This is a genomic window from Flavobacterium kayseriense (assembly GCF_014305095.1).
Classification (GTDB): domain Bacteria; phylum Bacteroidota; class Bacteroidia; order Flavobacteriales; family Flavobacteriaceae; genus Flavobacterium; species Flavobacterium kayseriense.
This window is the reverse complement of sequence record NZ_JACRUI010000001.1, coordinates 218,278-236,985: the sequence shown is the minus strand read 5'-3', so window position 1 is coordinate 236,985 and position 18,708 is coordinate 218,278. Positions and strand designations below refer to the sequence as shown.

Genomic DNA, 18,708 nt, shown 5'->3' with positions numbered 1-18,708 from the left:
TTTGAAAATAAAATTATTTTACGTTTTAACGCTATTCTTCTTTTCATTTTGTATGTTGGCGCAAATTGCTCCATCTCAAAATATAGTTTGTCAAAACGAAGCCGTTACTTACAGCTATTCTACTTCTTACGATACGTATAAATGGACAGTTACAGGAGGAACTCCTTCTAGTAGTACCTCACCAACAATCAATGTAACATGGGGTTACGGAAATAGAGGGACCATTACCTTTGAAGGCTTTATTGGTGGTGTTTCTCAAGGTGTCGTTTCGAAAAGAATTTATATTGACCAAAAAGCAGCTTTTACATCTACGGCAAACCCCACAATTGTGGCAGGGCAAACTACTAATATTGGACTTACCTTTGCTAATAAATCCCTTAAACTAAATGGAACATCTGATTACGTAGGGATTTCCAATTCTAATTTAATTAATCTTGGGACTACAGACTATCGCACAGTTATGCTGTGGTTTAAAGCCAATGATGTGACTACACGTCAAGTCTTGTATAATGAGGGAGGTGCAACCAATGGGCTCTCCATGTATATTGAAGGAGGAAAAGTATATTGCTTACCTTGGGAGAGTAACGCAGTATGGAATGCACCTAGTGCAAATATAGTTGCTGGTCAATGGTACCATGTTGCTTTTGTATTTGATCAAAACGCCACAGATGGATCGCATTTTAAAGGGTATTTGAACGGGACACTAATTGGAGCATTCAACGAAGGTACTAAAGCGAGCAATGGTATCAATGCTCATTCTGGAGCTGTAGCCATCGGATCAAATTCTAATATTCGCTTTCAAAACAATACTACGAGCTCAAATAATTATTTTAATGGAAAAGTAGATGGTTTTAAACTTTGGAATAGATCATTGCTGCAATCTGAAATTGTTATTGAAAAAGATCACGTACTCAACGCTCCCGTAGTAGATGCTGATTTGGATGTGTATATCAATTTCGATAATTCGGTTTTGGATCTGGCCAGTACTGCTAGTGCTGAAGACGGTGCGCTATATGGTAGTCCAACGTATGATGATGACGTTCCGTTAAACCCAACGATAGTATGGAGTCCAGGAGGCGCTAACACTGCTTCTATTGCTGTAAATCCTACGACCAATACAAGTTATACGTATACGCTTACCGAAAAATTGTCAAATGTTTGTTCGCAAATCGGTAGTATTGATGTTTTTGTGACGATACCAAACGATAAGGATGGTGATGGTGTGGGGGATATTTTTGATTTGGATGCAGATAATGATGGTATACTGAATGCGATCGAAAACAATTGTATTCCTACTGCGGGTTATGATGGGTATTGGTCATTGGACAACATGACTGCTGATTTGTCTGGAAATAATTATAATGCACAATCGGGCAGCTCTGTTTCATTTTCCACAGATAGTAAAAAGGGAACGCATTCGGCATCTTTCAACGGAACTTCTAATTATTTGCAGTATAGCAATGGTACTTTTTTGAACCAAGCAATTACTAATTTTTCGTATTCTATTTGGATAAAGCCAAGTTCACTTTCGGGTATTCAAACCATTTTTGAAGAAGGAGGAACTACCAATGGTGTTGCTGTTCGTTTAAACGGTGCAACATTAGAGGCAGCAGTGCGCGAAGGTGGCGATGCAACGCAGAAAAATACGGCTACATTCACGTATCCGGGTGACGGCTTATGGCATCATGTAGCGCTTACCTATAGTAACGGAAATGTGATTTTGTACCTCGATGGAGTGGCTTCAACGACCTTGGCAACAGGATTTGGTGAATTAGCAGCACATTCTGATGTACAGCATATAGGGTATTCAAATGGAGGTGCTTTTGGTGCCTCTTCAGCAAATTATTTTGGAGGATTGATCGATGATGTAGTGCATTATCCTTCAGTTTTATCTGGTAGTGAGATAAGTAAAATTGTTTTAGGATGTGACAACGACAATGATGGAATACCTAATTATTTAGATGCGGATAGTGATAATGATGGTTGCTCTGATGCTAATGAAGCTTATGGCGCATTGGTTGATACTAATGGTGATGGAACTTATGGCGGAATAACAGGTTCTCCACAAGTAGATGCTTTTGGTAAAGTGTTAATTGCAAGTTATGCCACTCCTTTGACTACATCTGGTGGAAAGAGTGCCTATACACAAGGAATTAGTCTAAATGTAAGCGCAGCTCCTATAAATAAAACAGCATGCGAGGGGCAAAATGTAACTTTTTCAGCCACGGCAACAACAGCTACTTTGACCACTACTCCAACAACAACAGCCAACACGACTGTTAGTTACCAATGGCAAGTAAGTACCAATAACGGAAGTACTTATGTTGATTTATCGGGTCAATCGGGAACTGTAGCAAGTGGAACATCGGTAGGGCTTACGCTCACGGGCGTAACCGCTATCATGACCGGGAATCGCTATAGAGTGCGATTTACAAACGAAGCTAATATCATTGGGGCGACTGCAACAGCAACCTTAACGGTGAATCCTATTCCTACCATTACACAAACTACAAATGCATCTAGTTGTGGAATAGGAAGTGTGGTTTTGAGTGCAACTGCTTCGGCAGGAACCATAAATTGGTATGCTGCAGCTACAGGTGGAAGTTCTTTGGGAACGGGTACGAGTTTTACAACTCCCGTATTATCAACAACAACCTCTTATTGGGTTGATGCTACAAATACGAGTTGTACAACAGCGACGCGAACTCAAGTAACGGCAATAATTAGTACTGGTAATGTTGAAGTTGCTGCAAGTGCAGGAACAATTTTCGGATGCTATTCGACAGTAAAAGAAGCTTTTGATAAAATTAATGATGGAACACATCAAGGAGTAATTACCATAAAAATTAGAGGGAATACAATTGAAACGGCTACGGCTACTTTGAATAATTCTGGAAATGGATCTTCTTTGTATTCTTCGGTTTTACTTTATCCTACGGCACCAAATTTAAAAATAGAAGGAAGTGTTGCGGGACAATTAATCAATTTGAATGGGGCAGACAATGTAATTATTGATGGTAGAGTAAACCAGCTAGGAAGTACAAGTTTGTCATTTTCGAATACAAACAGTAGTGGTAGTGTACTTCAGTTTATAAATGATGCCACTTCAAATACAATCAGATATTGCAATGTACAAGGGTCAACTTCCTCTACAGCAAGTGGTCTAATCGTTTTTGGGTCAGGTGATGCTGTGGGGAATGATAACAATACGATTGAATATTGCGACATACGTGATGGGGCAACTACTCCTACTAATGCAATATATTCTGCAGGATCTTCTGTGAGTGCAGACAACAGTTCAAACTTTGTTAGCAATTGTACGATTTATAATTATTTCAATGCTGCGGCTTCTTCAAACGGAATTTATTTGTTTTCGAATAGTTCGGCTTGGACAATTTCGAATAATAAATTTTATCAAACAGCCACTCGTACTACGACAACTGCAGGTTTAACGCACCGTGCTATTAATATTATTACAGCTTCTGGAATAAATTATACTGTAAATAATAATGTTATTGGGTATAATAGTGCATCGGCAACAGGTTTGACCACCTACACAGGTCAATCAACTTTGTATAGAGGGATTGAAATGACGGTGGGAACAGCGACAGTATCGAATGTACAAGGAAACACTATTAGTAATATCAATTTTTCTACAACAATTGGTACAGCTTCAGCTGCAGGTATTTTTTCGGGTATCTCAGTACTGGGAGGAAATGTAAACATTGGTACTACAACTGGAAACACTGTTGGAGCCACCACTGGTACTGATGCCATTCAGGTTTCGAGCACTACTTCATTAGGATTGATAAACGGAATATATGTTTCGTCAGTAGGAACTGTAGGGATCAGTAATAACAATGTAGGAGCTATCATTACAAACGGTGGTACCGCCATTGGTTATACGTTTAACGGAATCTATACTTTAGGTGTGGGTGGTAATTTTTCTATAGCTAATAATACTATTGGAAGTTCAACGACAGCAAATTCAATTACTATTGGTGATTCGGGGACTTTGGCGGCAGTGTGTACCTTTCGAGGAATATTTAATAGCGGGTCAGGTTTAATTTCGATAACTACTAATACGATTCAAAATACCACGGTTTATGGAACAAGTTTCTCAGTTTATAATGGGATTATAAATACAGCAGGATCGAGTACGGTAGATATTAATACAAACTCTATTATTTCGGGTACCAACACAGGTACAAATTCAAGCACTGCCATTACGTATTATCCTATTTACAATTCGGCTGTAGTTTCTACTTTAAATATTAACAACAATATCATAAGGAATCATTTAAGAACATCCACTGGTGGTTATTTCACTGCCATAGCAAATGTTGGCGCTATTTTGACGAATATAAATATTAATGGTAATCAATTAGGGAATACAAGTGGTGGATTAGTGACCTATTCTGCTGCAAATACAGTTGCTTTATTTGGGATAAATAATACTGGGGGTGCCGCAAGTTGTGAACTTTCGATTCAGAATAATGATATAAGAGGTGTTAATTATACCGGAGCATCAGGATCAAATGCCAATACTTATATTAGCAATTCTGCAACTACCTTAAAACAAAACATTAGCAATAATACCTTTACTAATCTTAATGTAAACACTACAGGAGCAATTACTTTCATTTCGAACAGTGTTACTATGCCTGCAAATGGTGTTCAGAACATTGATAATAACAGTATCGTAACAGGCTTTGTTCGAAATGCAGCTGCTACTTCGGGAGCAATAACTTTATTTACAAGTACAGCCATTACAAATAATACCGGTGTAGTAGTAACAAATAATAATAATAACTTTTCGAACATTACCCAAGGAGGAACATCATCTATCAACGGTTGGGTAAATCAAGATTCAGGAACCGGTAATGTAGATAAAACAATTTACAACAATAAATTTGAAAACTGGTCAAGTGGTTCAGGTGCTGTAACAGCGCTGAATGTAAATGTTGTTAGTGAAACGAATAAAACCTATGGCAATAGTATTCAAAATATAAGTGGTACGGGTTCTTTGACTGGGATCACAACAGCAGTGGGAAGTGATAAAATTTATCAAAACACCATAAACAACTTCAGTTCCTCGGGAGGGTTATTAACTAGTATTACCGGTATAAATAGTACTGGTGGAATTACAAAAAATATTTATCAAAATACGATTTCTAATTTAGTAGGAAGTGCATTTACAACTGGGTCTGTGCGTGGAATTTTAATCTCTGGTGGGACAACTGTGAATGTATATGAAAATAAAGTTTTTACTTTATCTGCAGGAGCTAACACTACTGGAACGATTACAGGAATCTGGGTTACCGGAGGATCAGCAGTAAATTTAGATGGAAATAAAATTTATGATTTATCCTCTTCAAGTACTGCTATTTCAAGTGGTGTGGTGTATGGTATTCAAGTTTCGGGTAGTACGGCTTCCTTGATAACTAATGTTACAAATAATGTGATAGGAGATTTGAGAGTAAGTGCAGCTAGTGGAACAGACTTGATTCGTGGACTGGGTTTTATCTCGACTGGTACGACTTCGACGACCAATGTATATTACAATACAGTCTATTTAAATGCGGCAGCTTCGAGTGGGACTAACTCGGGCTCATCGGGTATTTACCATACTACAAGCACAACTGCTACTACCGCGACATTGAATCTGCGAAATAATATTATCATTAATAATTCAGTACCAAAAGGTTCAGGAACAACGGTAGCTTTTCGTCGAAGCTCAGGTAGTGCAAATGCATTAAACAATTATGCAACTACCTCAAAAAACAATTTATTTTATGCTGGAACACCAAGCTCAACCTATTTAATTTATAGCGACGGAACGAGTACGGCACAAACTTTTGCACAATACAAGGCCGGAAGTTTTACTGCTGGAACTATCGCGCCACGTGATCAGGTTTCGGTAAGTGAAAATTTAAATTTTATTAGCACAGCAGGTTCCAATGCGAATTATTTAAAAGTAAATACCAGTATCGCTACGCAAATAGAAAGTGGAGCGGTGAATATTGCTGATTATATAGTGGATTATTTAGGTACTATTCGTCAAGGAAATCCAGGGTATACAGGAGCGAGTACTTCAGCGCCAGATATGGGGGCGTATGAAAATGACTATGTGGCGATTGATGCTTCACCTCCTTCGATAACGTACACTGCCCTAGCCGACAATAGTTGTTTGAGTAACAAAACCATTTCGGCTATTATTTCAGATGCAACTGGAGTAAATGTTACTACCGGTACACGACCTAGAATTTATTTTAAGAAAGCTATTGGCAACAGCAATGTTTTGCCAGCTACAAATACAAGTAGTACAGATGGTTGGAAATATATTGAAACAACGAGTACTGCAAGTCCGTTTGATTTCTCTATTAATTATAGTCTGCTTTTTGGTGGAGCAACGACTAACGATGTGATTCAGTATTTCATTACTGCCCAAGACATTGTAACACCGTCGCCTTATGTGGGTATCAATACAGGTACCTACGCGGCTGCGCCTACAAGTGTAGCGTTGACATCTGCTGCTTTTCCTATCGGGGGTACCATTAACAGTTTTACAATTTTGGCCGGGCTAAGCGGGACTGTAACTGTGGGAACTGGCGGGACTTATCCAACGCTTACCGGGACTGGTGGTTTGTTTGCCGAGTTAAATTCCAAAGGACTTTCCGCTAACTTGACAGCCAATATTATTAGCGATATTGTAGAGCCTGGAACAAATGCATTGAATCAATTGAATTATGGTTGTACCGATTTTAGTACGCTGACCATCTCTCCAAGTGGAGGAGCTGCTAGAACAATTTCAGGTACACTAACAGGAGGTGCCTTACTTAATTTTAATGGGGCAGATTACGTTGTTGTTGACGGTTTGAACAGTGGCGGAAATTCTTTAACCATTTCGAATGCTAGCACAGCGAGTACGGCAGGTACGAGTACTATCCGTTTTATAAATGATGCGACAAATAATACAGTGCGCAATTGTACTATCGAAGGAGCATCAACATTAGCTTCCACTGCTACGATACTGTTCTCAACAGCTGCATCGGTAGGTAATGTTAACAATTCGATTGTAAGCAATACGATCAAAGCGGTTGGAACTAACTTGCCTACCAATGCGATTTATTCTGCCGGAAGTTCCGTATTGATTGACAATAGCGAAATTACCATTAGCAATAATACCATTCAAGATTACTACAATGCTGCTTTGGCTTCAAACGGAATTTTAATTGCTTCTAATAGTTCTGCTTGGACTATTTCTGGAAATAAGTTTTTTCAAACGGCAACTCGTACTGCTACAACAGGAAATACTCATAGAGGTATCAATATTATAACTGCGTCGGGAGTAGGTTATTCGATACTAAACAACACCATAGGATATGCTAATGCTTCCTCAACGGGAACAACTACCTACAGTGGAGCAGTAAGCAATCGTTTTTTTGGTATCGAAATGACGGTTGGAACCTTATCCTCATCAAGCGTTCAAGGAAATAAAATTGCAGGAATCAATTTATCGAATACGGTATCTACAGCTGTTACGGCAGCTCCAGGTATTTTTACGGGAATATCGGTATTAGCAGGAAAATTAGATATCGGTACTACAACTGGAAATACAATAGGTGAAACGACTGGAAATGGTTCTATTACCGTGAGTTCTAGTATAACACTTAGTTATGTCGCAGGTATTTATTGTACCTCAACAAGTACGGTGAATATAAAAAACAATACCATTGGTTCCATTAGTACAAGTGGAGCTGCCGGTATAGGCTATACTTTTCATGGTATCAACACCGCTGGAGGTGGGCAATTTACAGTGGCGGACAATACGATTGGAAGTACGAGTACGGCAAATTCGATCGCCATAGGAACATTAGGAACGACCACAACAGGGGTTTGTACTTTGAACGGAATCTATAATCTAGCTACTGGAGGAATCACTATTAGTGGCAATACGATTCAGAATGTTTCGTCTTATGGTACGGCGTTATCTGTTTTAAATGGTATTTTGAATGCTGGTGTTTCTGGACTGGTGTCTGTAACAAATAATTCTGTGGTAACCGCAACCACAACAGGTACAGGAATTTTAACAGGTGTTTCAAATACTGCTGCAGCCACAACGGTAGCGATTACGGCAAACAAAATTAGAAATTTAACTAAGGCGGTAGCGACTGGAGCAGTTACAGGAATTTCGAATAGTGGAGCTGTTTTATCTCAAATTACAATCGAAAACAACCAATTAGGAAATATTACAGGTGGTTTAATCACTTATTCTGTTGCCAATTCAGCTACTTTATTAGGAATCAGTAACACAGGTGGTTCTGCAAACTGTGCTTTATCAATTCAAAATAATGATATAAGAGGAATTACTTATACAGTTGCGGGTACAAATGCCAACACCTATATTATCAATTCGGCTACTACTCTATCTCAAACGATTAGCGGAAATACTTTTACAGCACTAAATGTCAACACTACTGGAGGAATTATTTTTATCTCCAACAGTGTGATCATGCCTGCAAACGGAATCCAAAATGTTAACAATAACAGTATTGCGACCTCATTTACACGTACGGCAGCAAGTGGAGCAATCACCTTGTTTAATAGTATCGCCTCCACAAACAATAGTAATGTGGTAGTAAATAATAACAATAATAATTTTTCGAATATTACGATAAATGGAGCGGCGACGATCGCGGGTTGGGTAAATACCGATGCCGGAACAGGTTTGGTTACCAAAACAATTTCTGGAAATACATTTGAAAATTGGACTGCAGGAACTGGAACAATTATCGCAATGAACGTTAATATTACCAGTACCGCCAATGCAACGACAAACAATACTATTCGAAACAATACCAGTGCAGGATCGATTTACGGAATTACAACAGGAGCAGGAAATGACAAAATTTATTCGAATAACATTTATTCTTTAGTATCTACAGGAACTGTGGCTACGATTGTAAACGGTATTGCTATCACTAGCGGAACTGAAAAAAATATCTATCAAAACACCATTTATGGTCTTCAAGCGAATAATATCACGACAGGAAGCGTCAGCGGAATCGGAGTTACGGGCGGTTCTATTACTACAATTTATCAAAATAAAATATATGATATTTCGTCATCAGCTTCAGGTCTTACAACTGGAACAGTAAACGGAATATTGGTTTCGGGAACAACCGCCGATCAAGTTACCACTATTCACAATAACCGAATTGCATCAATAACTGCCCCAGCTGCAAATATGACAGACAATGTGCGAGGAATAAGCATGACCAATAACGGTGTTAGATCGACAACTAATGTATATTTTAATAGTATTTATCTAAATGCGACATCTACCGGAACAAATTTTGGGTCTAGTGCAGTATTTCATGCAGCCAATACGACTGCGAGTACCGGTGCGTTAAATTTAAGAAATAACATTGTTGTAAATCTTTCTACAGCCAATGGTACTGGATCGACAGTTGCTTTTAGACAAGGCCCGGGTACCTCATTGGTACTTAATAATTATAATTCGTTGTCTAATAATAATTTATTTTACGCTGGAGTTCCAAGTGCTAGTAATTTAATTTATTCTAACGGTACAAACGCTGCCCAAGATATAACCGCCTACAAAGCGGGTATTTTTACAGCAGGTACAATTGCTCCTCGTGATCAACTTTCGGTATCCGAAAATCCACAGTTTATAAGTACAGTAGGGTCTAGTGTTGATTTTCTAAAAATAAGCAACAATGATATTACTTTTATCGAAAGTGGGGCTGTGAATATTTCGGGAATTACCACGGATTTTGAAGGTCAAATCAGAGCAGGGAACACCGGTTATGCAGTGCAAACAAATGGTGCGGGATCTGCGCCAGATATAGGGGCTGACGAATTTAATGGAAAATTGCCAAATGTCATAGTTTCAAACGCTAATGCCTTAAGTAACGGAAGTTATAGTAAGGTCTCTGGAGCTTTTGCGGCCATAAATAGCTATGATCAAACCGGTAAAGATGTAGTCGTAACGCTTATAGGAAGCACTACCGAAGACACTACTGCTACGCTTAACCAAGGAGCATGGACTAGCTTGAAAATGTATCCTACTAAAACAGGATTGTACGTTTCTGGAGCTATTGCAGCTGCACCATTAATCAGTTTGAACGGTGCCGATAATGTCACCCTCGATGGACGTGTGAACCAAACGGGGTCAACAAAAAGTTTGAGTATCGTCAACACAAGTACGTCAAATAGTGCCGGCACAGCAACTATTCGATTGAGTAATTCAGCTGAATCAAATACTTTAAAATACTTAAATATTAACGGATCATCCAATAGTGCTACAAATGGATTGCTTGAATTTGCTACCTCAACCACAGGAAATGGTAATGACAACACTATCGTAGAATACAATGCGATAAGCAATTCGGCAGGAAACCGACCTATAAATGCAATCTATTCCCTTGGTACTGCAGGTAAGGAAAATAGTTCAAATTCAATACGATACAATACTATTTTTGATTTTGTCAACAATAATAGTTCTTCAAACGGAATCAACTTGGGTGCAAACTCATCTGATTGGTCTATTTCGAATAACAGTTTTTATGAAACGAATACTATGGTCCCTACAACGGGCTCGTATGTGTACACTGCTATCCTTATTGATGATGTAAACGGAAATAATTTTACAGTTTCTAGCAATTATATCGGTGGTAAAGCAGCAGTAAACGGGGGTGGTGCGTGGACTGTAAACGCCAATACCAATCATAGTTTTAGAGGAATTTATCTAAATGTTGGTGCTGTTACAGCAAGTTCAATTCAGTCAAATTCGATTCAGAATTTCAATTACACCAGTTCAAGTGCAACGCCTTGGCGCGGAATAGAAGTAAACGCAGGTACAGTTAATATTGGTACGACAACGGGAAATGTTATTGGTTCGGCAACAGGTACAGGATCTATTACATTGACAACAAATACCAATGCAGATTCCTACGGAATTTATATAGGAAGTGCCAACACTGTGTCTATTTCGAAAAATAATATTGGCTCTATTTCAATCTACGGAAGCAGTACAACGGCTGCACATAGTTTTACTGGAATTTACAAAAAATCAGGTGTTGCCGGAACAATCAATATTACTCAGAATATAATTGGGAGTAATGGGACGTCAAATAGTATAGCAACAGCTTCTACAGCGTCTACGGCAACCGTTGGGCAGAATTTGATAGGGATATACTTGCAGTCTACCGGAACTCATACGCTTACAACTAATACGATTGTCAATTTGAGCAATGCCTACACAGGTACGCAAGTGTCTAGAACAGTGGGTGTGTATACCACTGCAGGAACGGCAACTTTGGTGAAAAATAGTATTCATGATTTGTTTAGCACCGCATTGGGTGCGACTACGGGCACAGTTTCTGGGGTTGAGATGACCGGAACGGCGGCTGTGAATACGGTGACAGAAACGATTATCTACAATTTGTCAAATACAAATGTCGCTTTTACGGGGTACATTGCAGGTATTTCTTTTTCGGGCAGTACAGGGGCAAATTTGGTCAATCGTAATTTTATTCGAAATCTATCCGTTAGTTCTAGTTCTGCTAATGCGAGTATTTATGGTATTCGAATTGGCCAAGGAACGGCAACTTTAGCTAATAATATTGTCACATTAGGCGGTAATACCGCGACAACCATTTACGGTATTTACAGTAGTGGAGCAAGTGGCAGTAGTTCAAGCCTTTATTTTAATACTGTTTATATCAATGGGTCATTAGGTAGTGGAATTGTGAATAAATCGTATGCTTTTTATGAAGCAGCAGGTGGAACAGTAAGAGATTTTAGAAATAACATTTTTTCGAATTTTAGAGCAACTTCAGGTGGGACAAATGCACATTATGCTGTGTTTTTAAACTATAGCGGCGCAAGTAATTTGACTTTGGATTATAATATTTATTGGGCATCAGGCACGGGCGGCGTGATAGGAAATTACAACGGAAGTAATGTTGTTTCATTACCAATCGTAAGCGGTCAAGACGCAAATAGTAATAATAGCAACCCAGGTTTTTCAAATGCAGGTGGGTTGACTGCTGGCGATTATAAAGTAAATACCTCTACTCTTGGGGTAGTAGGTACAAATATTACTCTAGATTATGCGCAAACGGCTCGTGGTATTCCGCCAAATATTGGGGCTTGGGAGTTTAACACCAATAGTTGGCTAGGAACAGTGAGCACTGATTTTAATACCGCTGGAAACTGGTCTGCTGGTTCAGTTCCATTAGACGAAGCATCAATTGTTTTTGCAGCATCCCCTATTAGAGATTGTGTTTTGGATCAAGATCGAATAGTAGGAAGTATAGTCAATGGACAATCTACCTATAAATTTAAAGTAAACGGTAAAGCATTAACCCTTCGTGGCGATTTGTATCTCACCAACGGTGGACAACTCGATGCGACTACTGCAGGATCAACTGTGATTTTTGAAAGTGACGAACTGCAAACTATTTCTAGTGGCGCCTTTGTGTCGAATACGATTCCGAATCTTACCATTAATAATGAAGTGGGGGTAACCTCAAATAGTGACCTGACGATTACCGGGATTTTAAATTTACTAAGCGCCAATCCATCAGATGTGAAAGGAACTTTTGACACAGGAACAAAAATCATTACCATGGGAGTAGATGCGGTCACTGTTGGTGATGGTGATTTAACAGGTATTGTTCAAAGAAATAGTTTTGTTGCAAATAAAGACTATAGTTTTAATGATAAAAACATGGTCGTTTATTTTGAAAATACAGGAACATTACCAACTTCGATTAGCGTTAAGTTATCAATTGGCGCCAATCCATCTTGGAAAACAAGCGGCGTGAAAAGAGTCTATGCCTTAATTCAAACAGGAGCTGTGGGTACCAGTCCAACTGCTGCAACAATCAAAGCGGGCTACTTGGACTCTGAGATAAATAATAACGACGAAAGTAAATTGGTGTATTTCTCTTATCGAAATCCACCCGGAATTTTATTCGAACATGGTCGTGCTAGCATCAATACAACCGAAAACTGGGTGAAATTGTCCAATATTAACATGGCATTTTTCCCCTCTACTTTCGGTACTTTGGAGCTTGGATTAAGTGCAAACGAGATCGAAACCCTAACTTGGAACGGATCTGTTAGTACGTCATGGACTACCGTAAATAACTGGACACCAAATGGAGCTCCGTCAGATTTTGTGAATATCATTATACCCGACGCAGCTATAACTACATTTGATCCTATTGTTCCTATCGAAACTACTATTAGAGCGATCAAATTACAAAGCAATAGTATACTAAATGCGGTTGCAAATGCTCAAATGACATTGACAGATGGCGCTAATGTATGGGTGAATGAAGGAGGGGTTTTTAATCCAAATACAAGTACGGTTCTCTTTAAAAGTGATACTGCAGATATTGCTGGAGCAACTAGTTTTTATAATGTAACTGTTGATACAGATGCTAATTTACTTATGAAAACCGGAAGTACGATGCGAATCGCAGGTGCCATGAATAATATTGGAGTTTGGCGTCCGGCTTGGGATGGAAACGTAACCACGGTAGAGTACAATGGCGCAAATCAAAATATAGTTATTCCGTATGCTGCTACAAATCGTTATTCAAGCTTGATTCTGAGCGGAAGCGGTACGAAAACATTACCCTCAACAAACCTATCTATTTTAGGAAATTTTACTTTGGCAGGAACAGTGAGTGTCACTACTCCTAACAGTATGGTGATTGTAGGGGATTTGTCAGTAGGAGCAAACACTACTTTTGACGCTGGGGCCAACACGCATACAGTTGGAGGAAACTTTACTCACAATGGGGTACTCAATACTACAGGGAGTACGTTTGTAATGAATGGTTTGACTGCTGCTCAAAGCATATCTGGTACAGCGGTTACTACGGCTTTTAATAACTTGTTGGTTTTAAATACGTTTGGTGTAACGGTTAGTAAAGACCTAACGGTTAACGGAACTTTGGATTTACAAAGTGATAATCCAACTGCTACATTAGGTAGTTTGGATATGGGGATTAATACACTGTCACTGTCTGCTGCGGCTACAAATACAGGGATAGGAGATGTTACCGGAATTGTAAAACGTGCGCATACTTTTGTCACCAATCAATCGTATACTTTTGGTAATAGTAAAACCTTGATTATTTTTGGCGCAATAGGAACAAAACCTACGCAAGTAAGTGTAAAAACTAAGATTGGTGCTGCCCCAACTTGGAAAACAACGGCTGTGAAAAGAGTGTATGATTTAGCTCAAACAGGGGCTAGCAATAATTATGCAACAGTACAATTAAATTATCTGGATTCGGAACTAAATGGTGCCGATGAATCACAATTGGTATTTTTTGGTGCAATAGGATTACCAACTCCTACCATAGTAGAATGGGGATACAATTCGAAAGATGAATCCAATAATAGTATCGATTTAAAAAACGTTAATATTGGCGCAAGACCTTCCGCTTTTGGTCAAACGGAGATTGCTTTGTCATCTACAGAAAATCCTAATATTACTTGGAATGGTTCACAATCTACTGATTGGAATAACCCGTTTAACTGGACTCCCGCAAGTTACCCTAGCAAGTTTACTAGAATGACAATACCGAATGCGACTACTACAACTTATGACCCAATATTACCAACAGTAGCCGAGGCACATCAATTGATTATTCAAAATGCAGGTATTGTAAATGCTAGCTCTGGATCAGAGTTTTATTTGTTTAATGATAGTGGAGATGTAGTGTGGCAAAATGCTGGTGGTACATTTAATGCGAGTACGAGTAGTGTGTTTTTTACGGATGTTAATTTGAAAATCAGTGGAGATACTAATTTCTATAATGTAATTGTTGGCAGCGGAGCTAGTTTAACTCCACAAGCAAATAGCAACATGGGAATTGCTGGTGCACTGACCAATAATGGTATTCTAGATGCAACAGCATTCTTAAATACAATCAATTATAACGGGGCTACACAAAATGTGGTTTATCCAAACGGAACGATTCCAGGGTATTATAATTTGAGTTTAAGTGGCACAGATGTTAAAACAATGCCTGGTCAAAATATGGATGTTTTGGGTGATCTGGCCATTTGGGGTCTGGCTAGTGTTACTGCAAATAATGTTATAGACCTTGCAGGAAATTTATCAATAGGCTCTGGTTCGTTATTTAATACGGGTTTATTTGACCATGAAATAGGAGGAAACTTTGTTAATAACGGATCATTTACGACCCAGACAGGAACAACTATTTTATTAAATGGTACCGCATTACAAACGATCTCGGGGGCAAGTTTGACCTCTTTTAAGAATCTTTCTATCAATAATAATGCTGGAGTAAATAGCAGTATTGACCTAACAGTAGAAGGTAATTTGAATTTAGTTACAGCAAATCCTACAGCAGTTAGGGGTGCTTTGAATATGACCGGAACAACGACTTTAAATATGGGCGCACTTGCAGTAACTATTGGTATGGGTGACGTAAGTGGAATTGTACGCAGAGAACATGTCTTTAATAACGGACAAGATTATGATTTTGGTAATCCGTTCACGACGATTAATTTCTTAAATGTAACAGGAAGTACAAAACCTACTTGGGTTAGCAGTAAAATTGTATTGGGTACAGCTCCTTCATGGAGGTCTACCGCAATTAAGAGATATTACAGTTTTGCTCAATCTGGCGGAAACGACAGAATTATAGTCAAGCTACATTATTTGGACAGTGAATTGCAAGGAACAGAAACGGATGAAACAAAGCTTGTGTATTGGGATGGTTACGATCCAAATTTGGGTGTGAATAATTTTGTGAAATCCTTTCCACGAAACCAAAATGGAAATGACGCAGGCAATAATTGGCTTCAATTAACAGGGCCTGCCATCGACTTTTTGGCGACTTCGACTTCTTTAGATGTGAAACAATGGGGTTTAAGTTATTCGAATGTGACTGTGCATACCTGGACAGGGAATGGTTCTGCCTCCTACGATGGAGATTGGAGTTTACCAGGAAACTGGAATGGTGGAGTACCTAATATAGATGATGCAGTTTTGATTCCTAACCCATCAAGTTTGCCGTCGGATAATAATGGCGATTTAGCTCCTTACCGTAATGTGTTACCATTGATTGCACCCGCGTTTGTAAAAACAGTAGAAATTGCAGCAGGAGCTACTCTGGTGGCAACCGATTACGACATTACCGTAGCTGGAAATGCAAATGCGTGGATTAATAATGGTGGATTCACTGCTGGTGCAGCTACAGTGTCTTTTTCTGGAGCTACAGCAACAATTACTGGAACTACTAATTTTAATAATTTAACTATAAATTTAGGAGGATCGCTTACACCACAAACTGGAGCTATTACTAGAATTGCTGGAGTCATGACAAATAATGGTCCTCTTAATGCAACAGCTTTTCCAAATACAATAGAGTATAATGGTGCAAATCAAACGATTCTTAATCTGGTTGCAGGCACTGGTGGTTATCATAACTTAATTTTTAGCAATAGCGGTACCAAAACAATGATGCCAACATCAGGCGGCGTAGCTTTGAAAATAAATGGAGATTTCACTATTTCTGGAACGGCATTTGGAACGGCTGTCAATCCATTAGCTACAAAAGGTAACTTTATAATTAACCCGACTGCGGGATTCACAACAGGAGCATTTACACATCAAATAGGTGGTAATTTTAGTAGTAACGGTAGTTTTACTGCATCCAACGGTAGTACATTAGAAATGAACGGAACTGCTTCTCAAAGTATTGGAGGGGCCGCAACGCCCCTACTGTTGAATAATTTATCCATTTCTAATACGGGAGGAACCGTTTCTACTGCAAGAGATTTAACTGTTAGTGGTGATTTTACCAATTCAGGGATTCTTAATATGGGTTCTTCTATCTTGTCAGTGACTAATACTATTTCCAACACAGGAACTTTGCTCACAGGGGTTCCTGCTGCACAAAGTCTGACGCCTTTTCCGTCAGGTAAAAATTGGGGTGGAACTGTTGTGTATAATGTGGATGCGGCGCAAAACGCAGTAGCGGGAAACTTTACCAATCTTACGATCAATAATGGGGTAGGAGTTAAAGTTACCAATGCGGCTCAAATAGGTGTTTCAGGAACATTGTTGATTAATAGTAGCAAGAAACTAAGTATTGATGCTAGTAATTCATTGACCGTTTCAGGTGCGATAACTAATAATGGTGGAACAGCTGGCTTGATTTTGGAATCAAATAGTGCCGGAAACGCCTCTTTAATTCATAACTCAGATAATGTGCCTGCAACGGTAAAAAGATATATTAGTGGCGTCAAAGAAGCTTGGCATTTTATAGCGTCTCCAGTATCTAATCAAACCATTTCAGGAACAAATTGGACTCCTTCAGGTACTTACGGTAATGGTACTGGTTACGATTTATACTTATGGAACGAGCCAACGCCGTGCTGGACCTATTTGTTGAATACCACTGTTGCGCCAACTTGGCCATCATTACACCCTACAACTAGTTTTGTAAAAGGGAGAGGGTATTTATATTCTACACAAGCGGTTAATCCTACCAAAGAATTTGCAGGTTTACTAAATAATGGTACCGTAACTTATCCGTTAACCAATAGTAGTCCAGACTTGACTGTTAAAGGTTTTAATTTAATAGGTAATCCTTATCCATCATCTATCGATTGGAAATCGGCAACAGGTTGGACACGCTCCGATTTAGTTACCACTGCAGGCGGCTACGATATGTATATTTGGAACCCTGCCGCTAATAATTACGGCGTTTTTAATTCAGCTGGTACTACGGGGACTAATAGCGTTACACAGTATATAGCACCTACACAAGGATTTTTTGTGCGTGCTAATACAGCAGGTTCCATCACCATGGCGAATGCGGTGAGAGTAAATAGTGGTGCAAATAATTGGATGAAAGTTAAAGCCGAAAAAGAGAATCGTTTAAAAGTCAAGATTGAAGCAAACGATGGTTCCGGATTTGATGAGGTATTGTTGCAGTTTGGATTTAATACTAATGAAGCTGGGGCTTTAAAGCTGTTTAGTCGCAATATTGATGCTCCTTCGGCGTATTTAACGGATTCGAATATAGACTTGTCAGTGCGCTATTTAACGGATGTGGTAGAAAATCCAGCAGTTCCATTAAGTTTCAAAGCGGGTAAGGACGGGAATTATGCTGTGAGTATTGATAGTAAGGCAGCTAATTTTGATGTCCTTTTATTAGAGGATAAAAAAACAAATACGGTATCTGATTTAAACTTGAATTCAACTTACGAATTTAAAGGTTCAACGAAAGATGCTACAGATCGATTTGTAATTCACTTTTCGCCCATTGCTAATGAGTCTTCAACCTTACCAGCGCTTATTTATTATGATGGGTATAATATCAATGTAGATTTAAGCACAATAGAAGGTCAGACAGATATTAAAATTTATGACATTTCAGGAAAATTATTGGTAAATAAAAAAGCTGAAGGAAAAATGATTCACCCGTTTGACATGAGAATAAAAAATCAAGTGTATATTGTTGTCGTTGGTAGTAACAAAAAAATAATTAGCAGTAAGGTCTTGGTTTATTAAATGAACTAATTGAAAACCCCTATTCGTGAATTTGAATAGAGGTTTTATAGTAGAAATAGGTGCGATTTTGCGTGAGAGATAGCACTGGCATCCTTTTATGATGCGATAGC

At 38.8% G+C, this 18,708-nt stretch carries 1 protein-coding gene; it reads left to right on the top strand.

The window, feature by feature from the left end:
- Position 1: 1 nt before the first annotated feature.
- On the top strand, positions 2–18,598 hold the full coding sequence (locus H8R22_RS00895) for an Ig-like domain-containing protein (protein ID WP_187009399.1): 18,597 nt from the start codon (positions 2–4) through the stop codon (positions 18,596–18,598).
- The last annotated feature ends 110 nt before the right edge of the window (positions 18,599–18,708 follow it).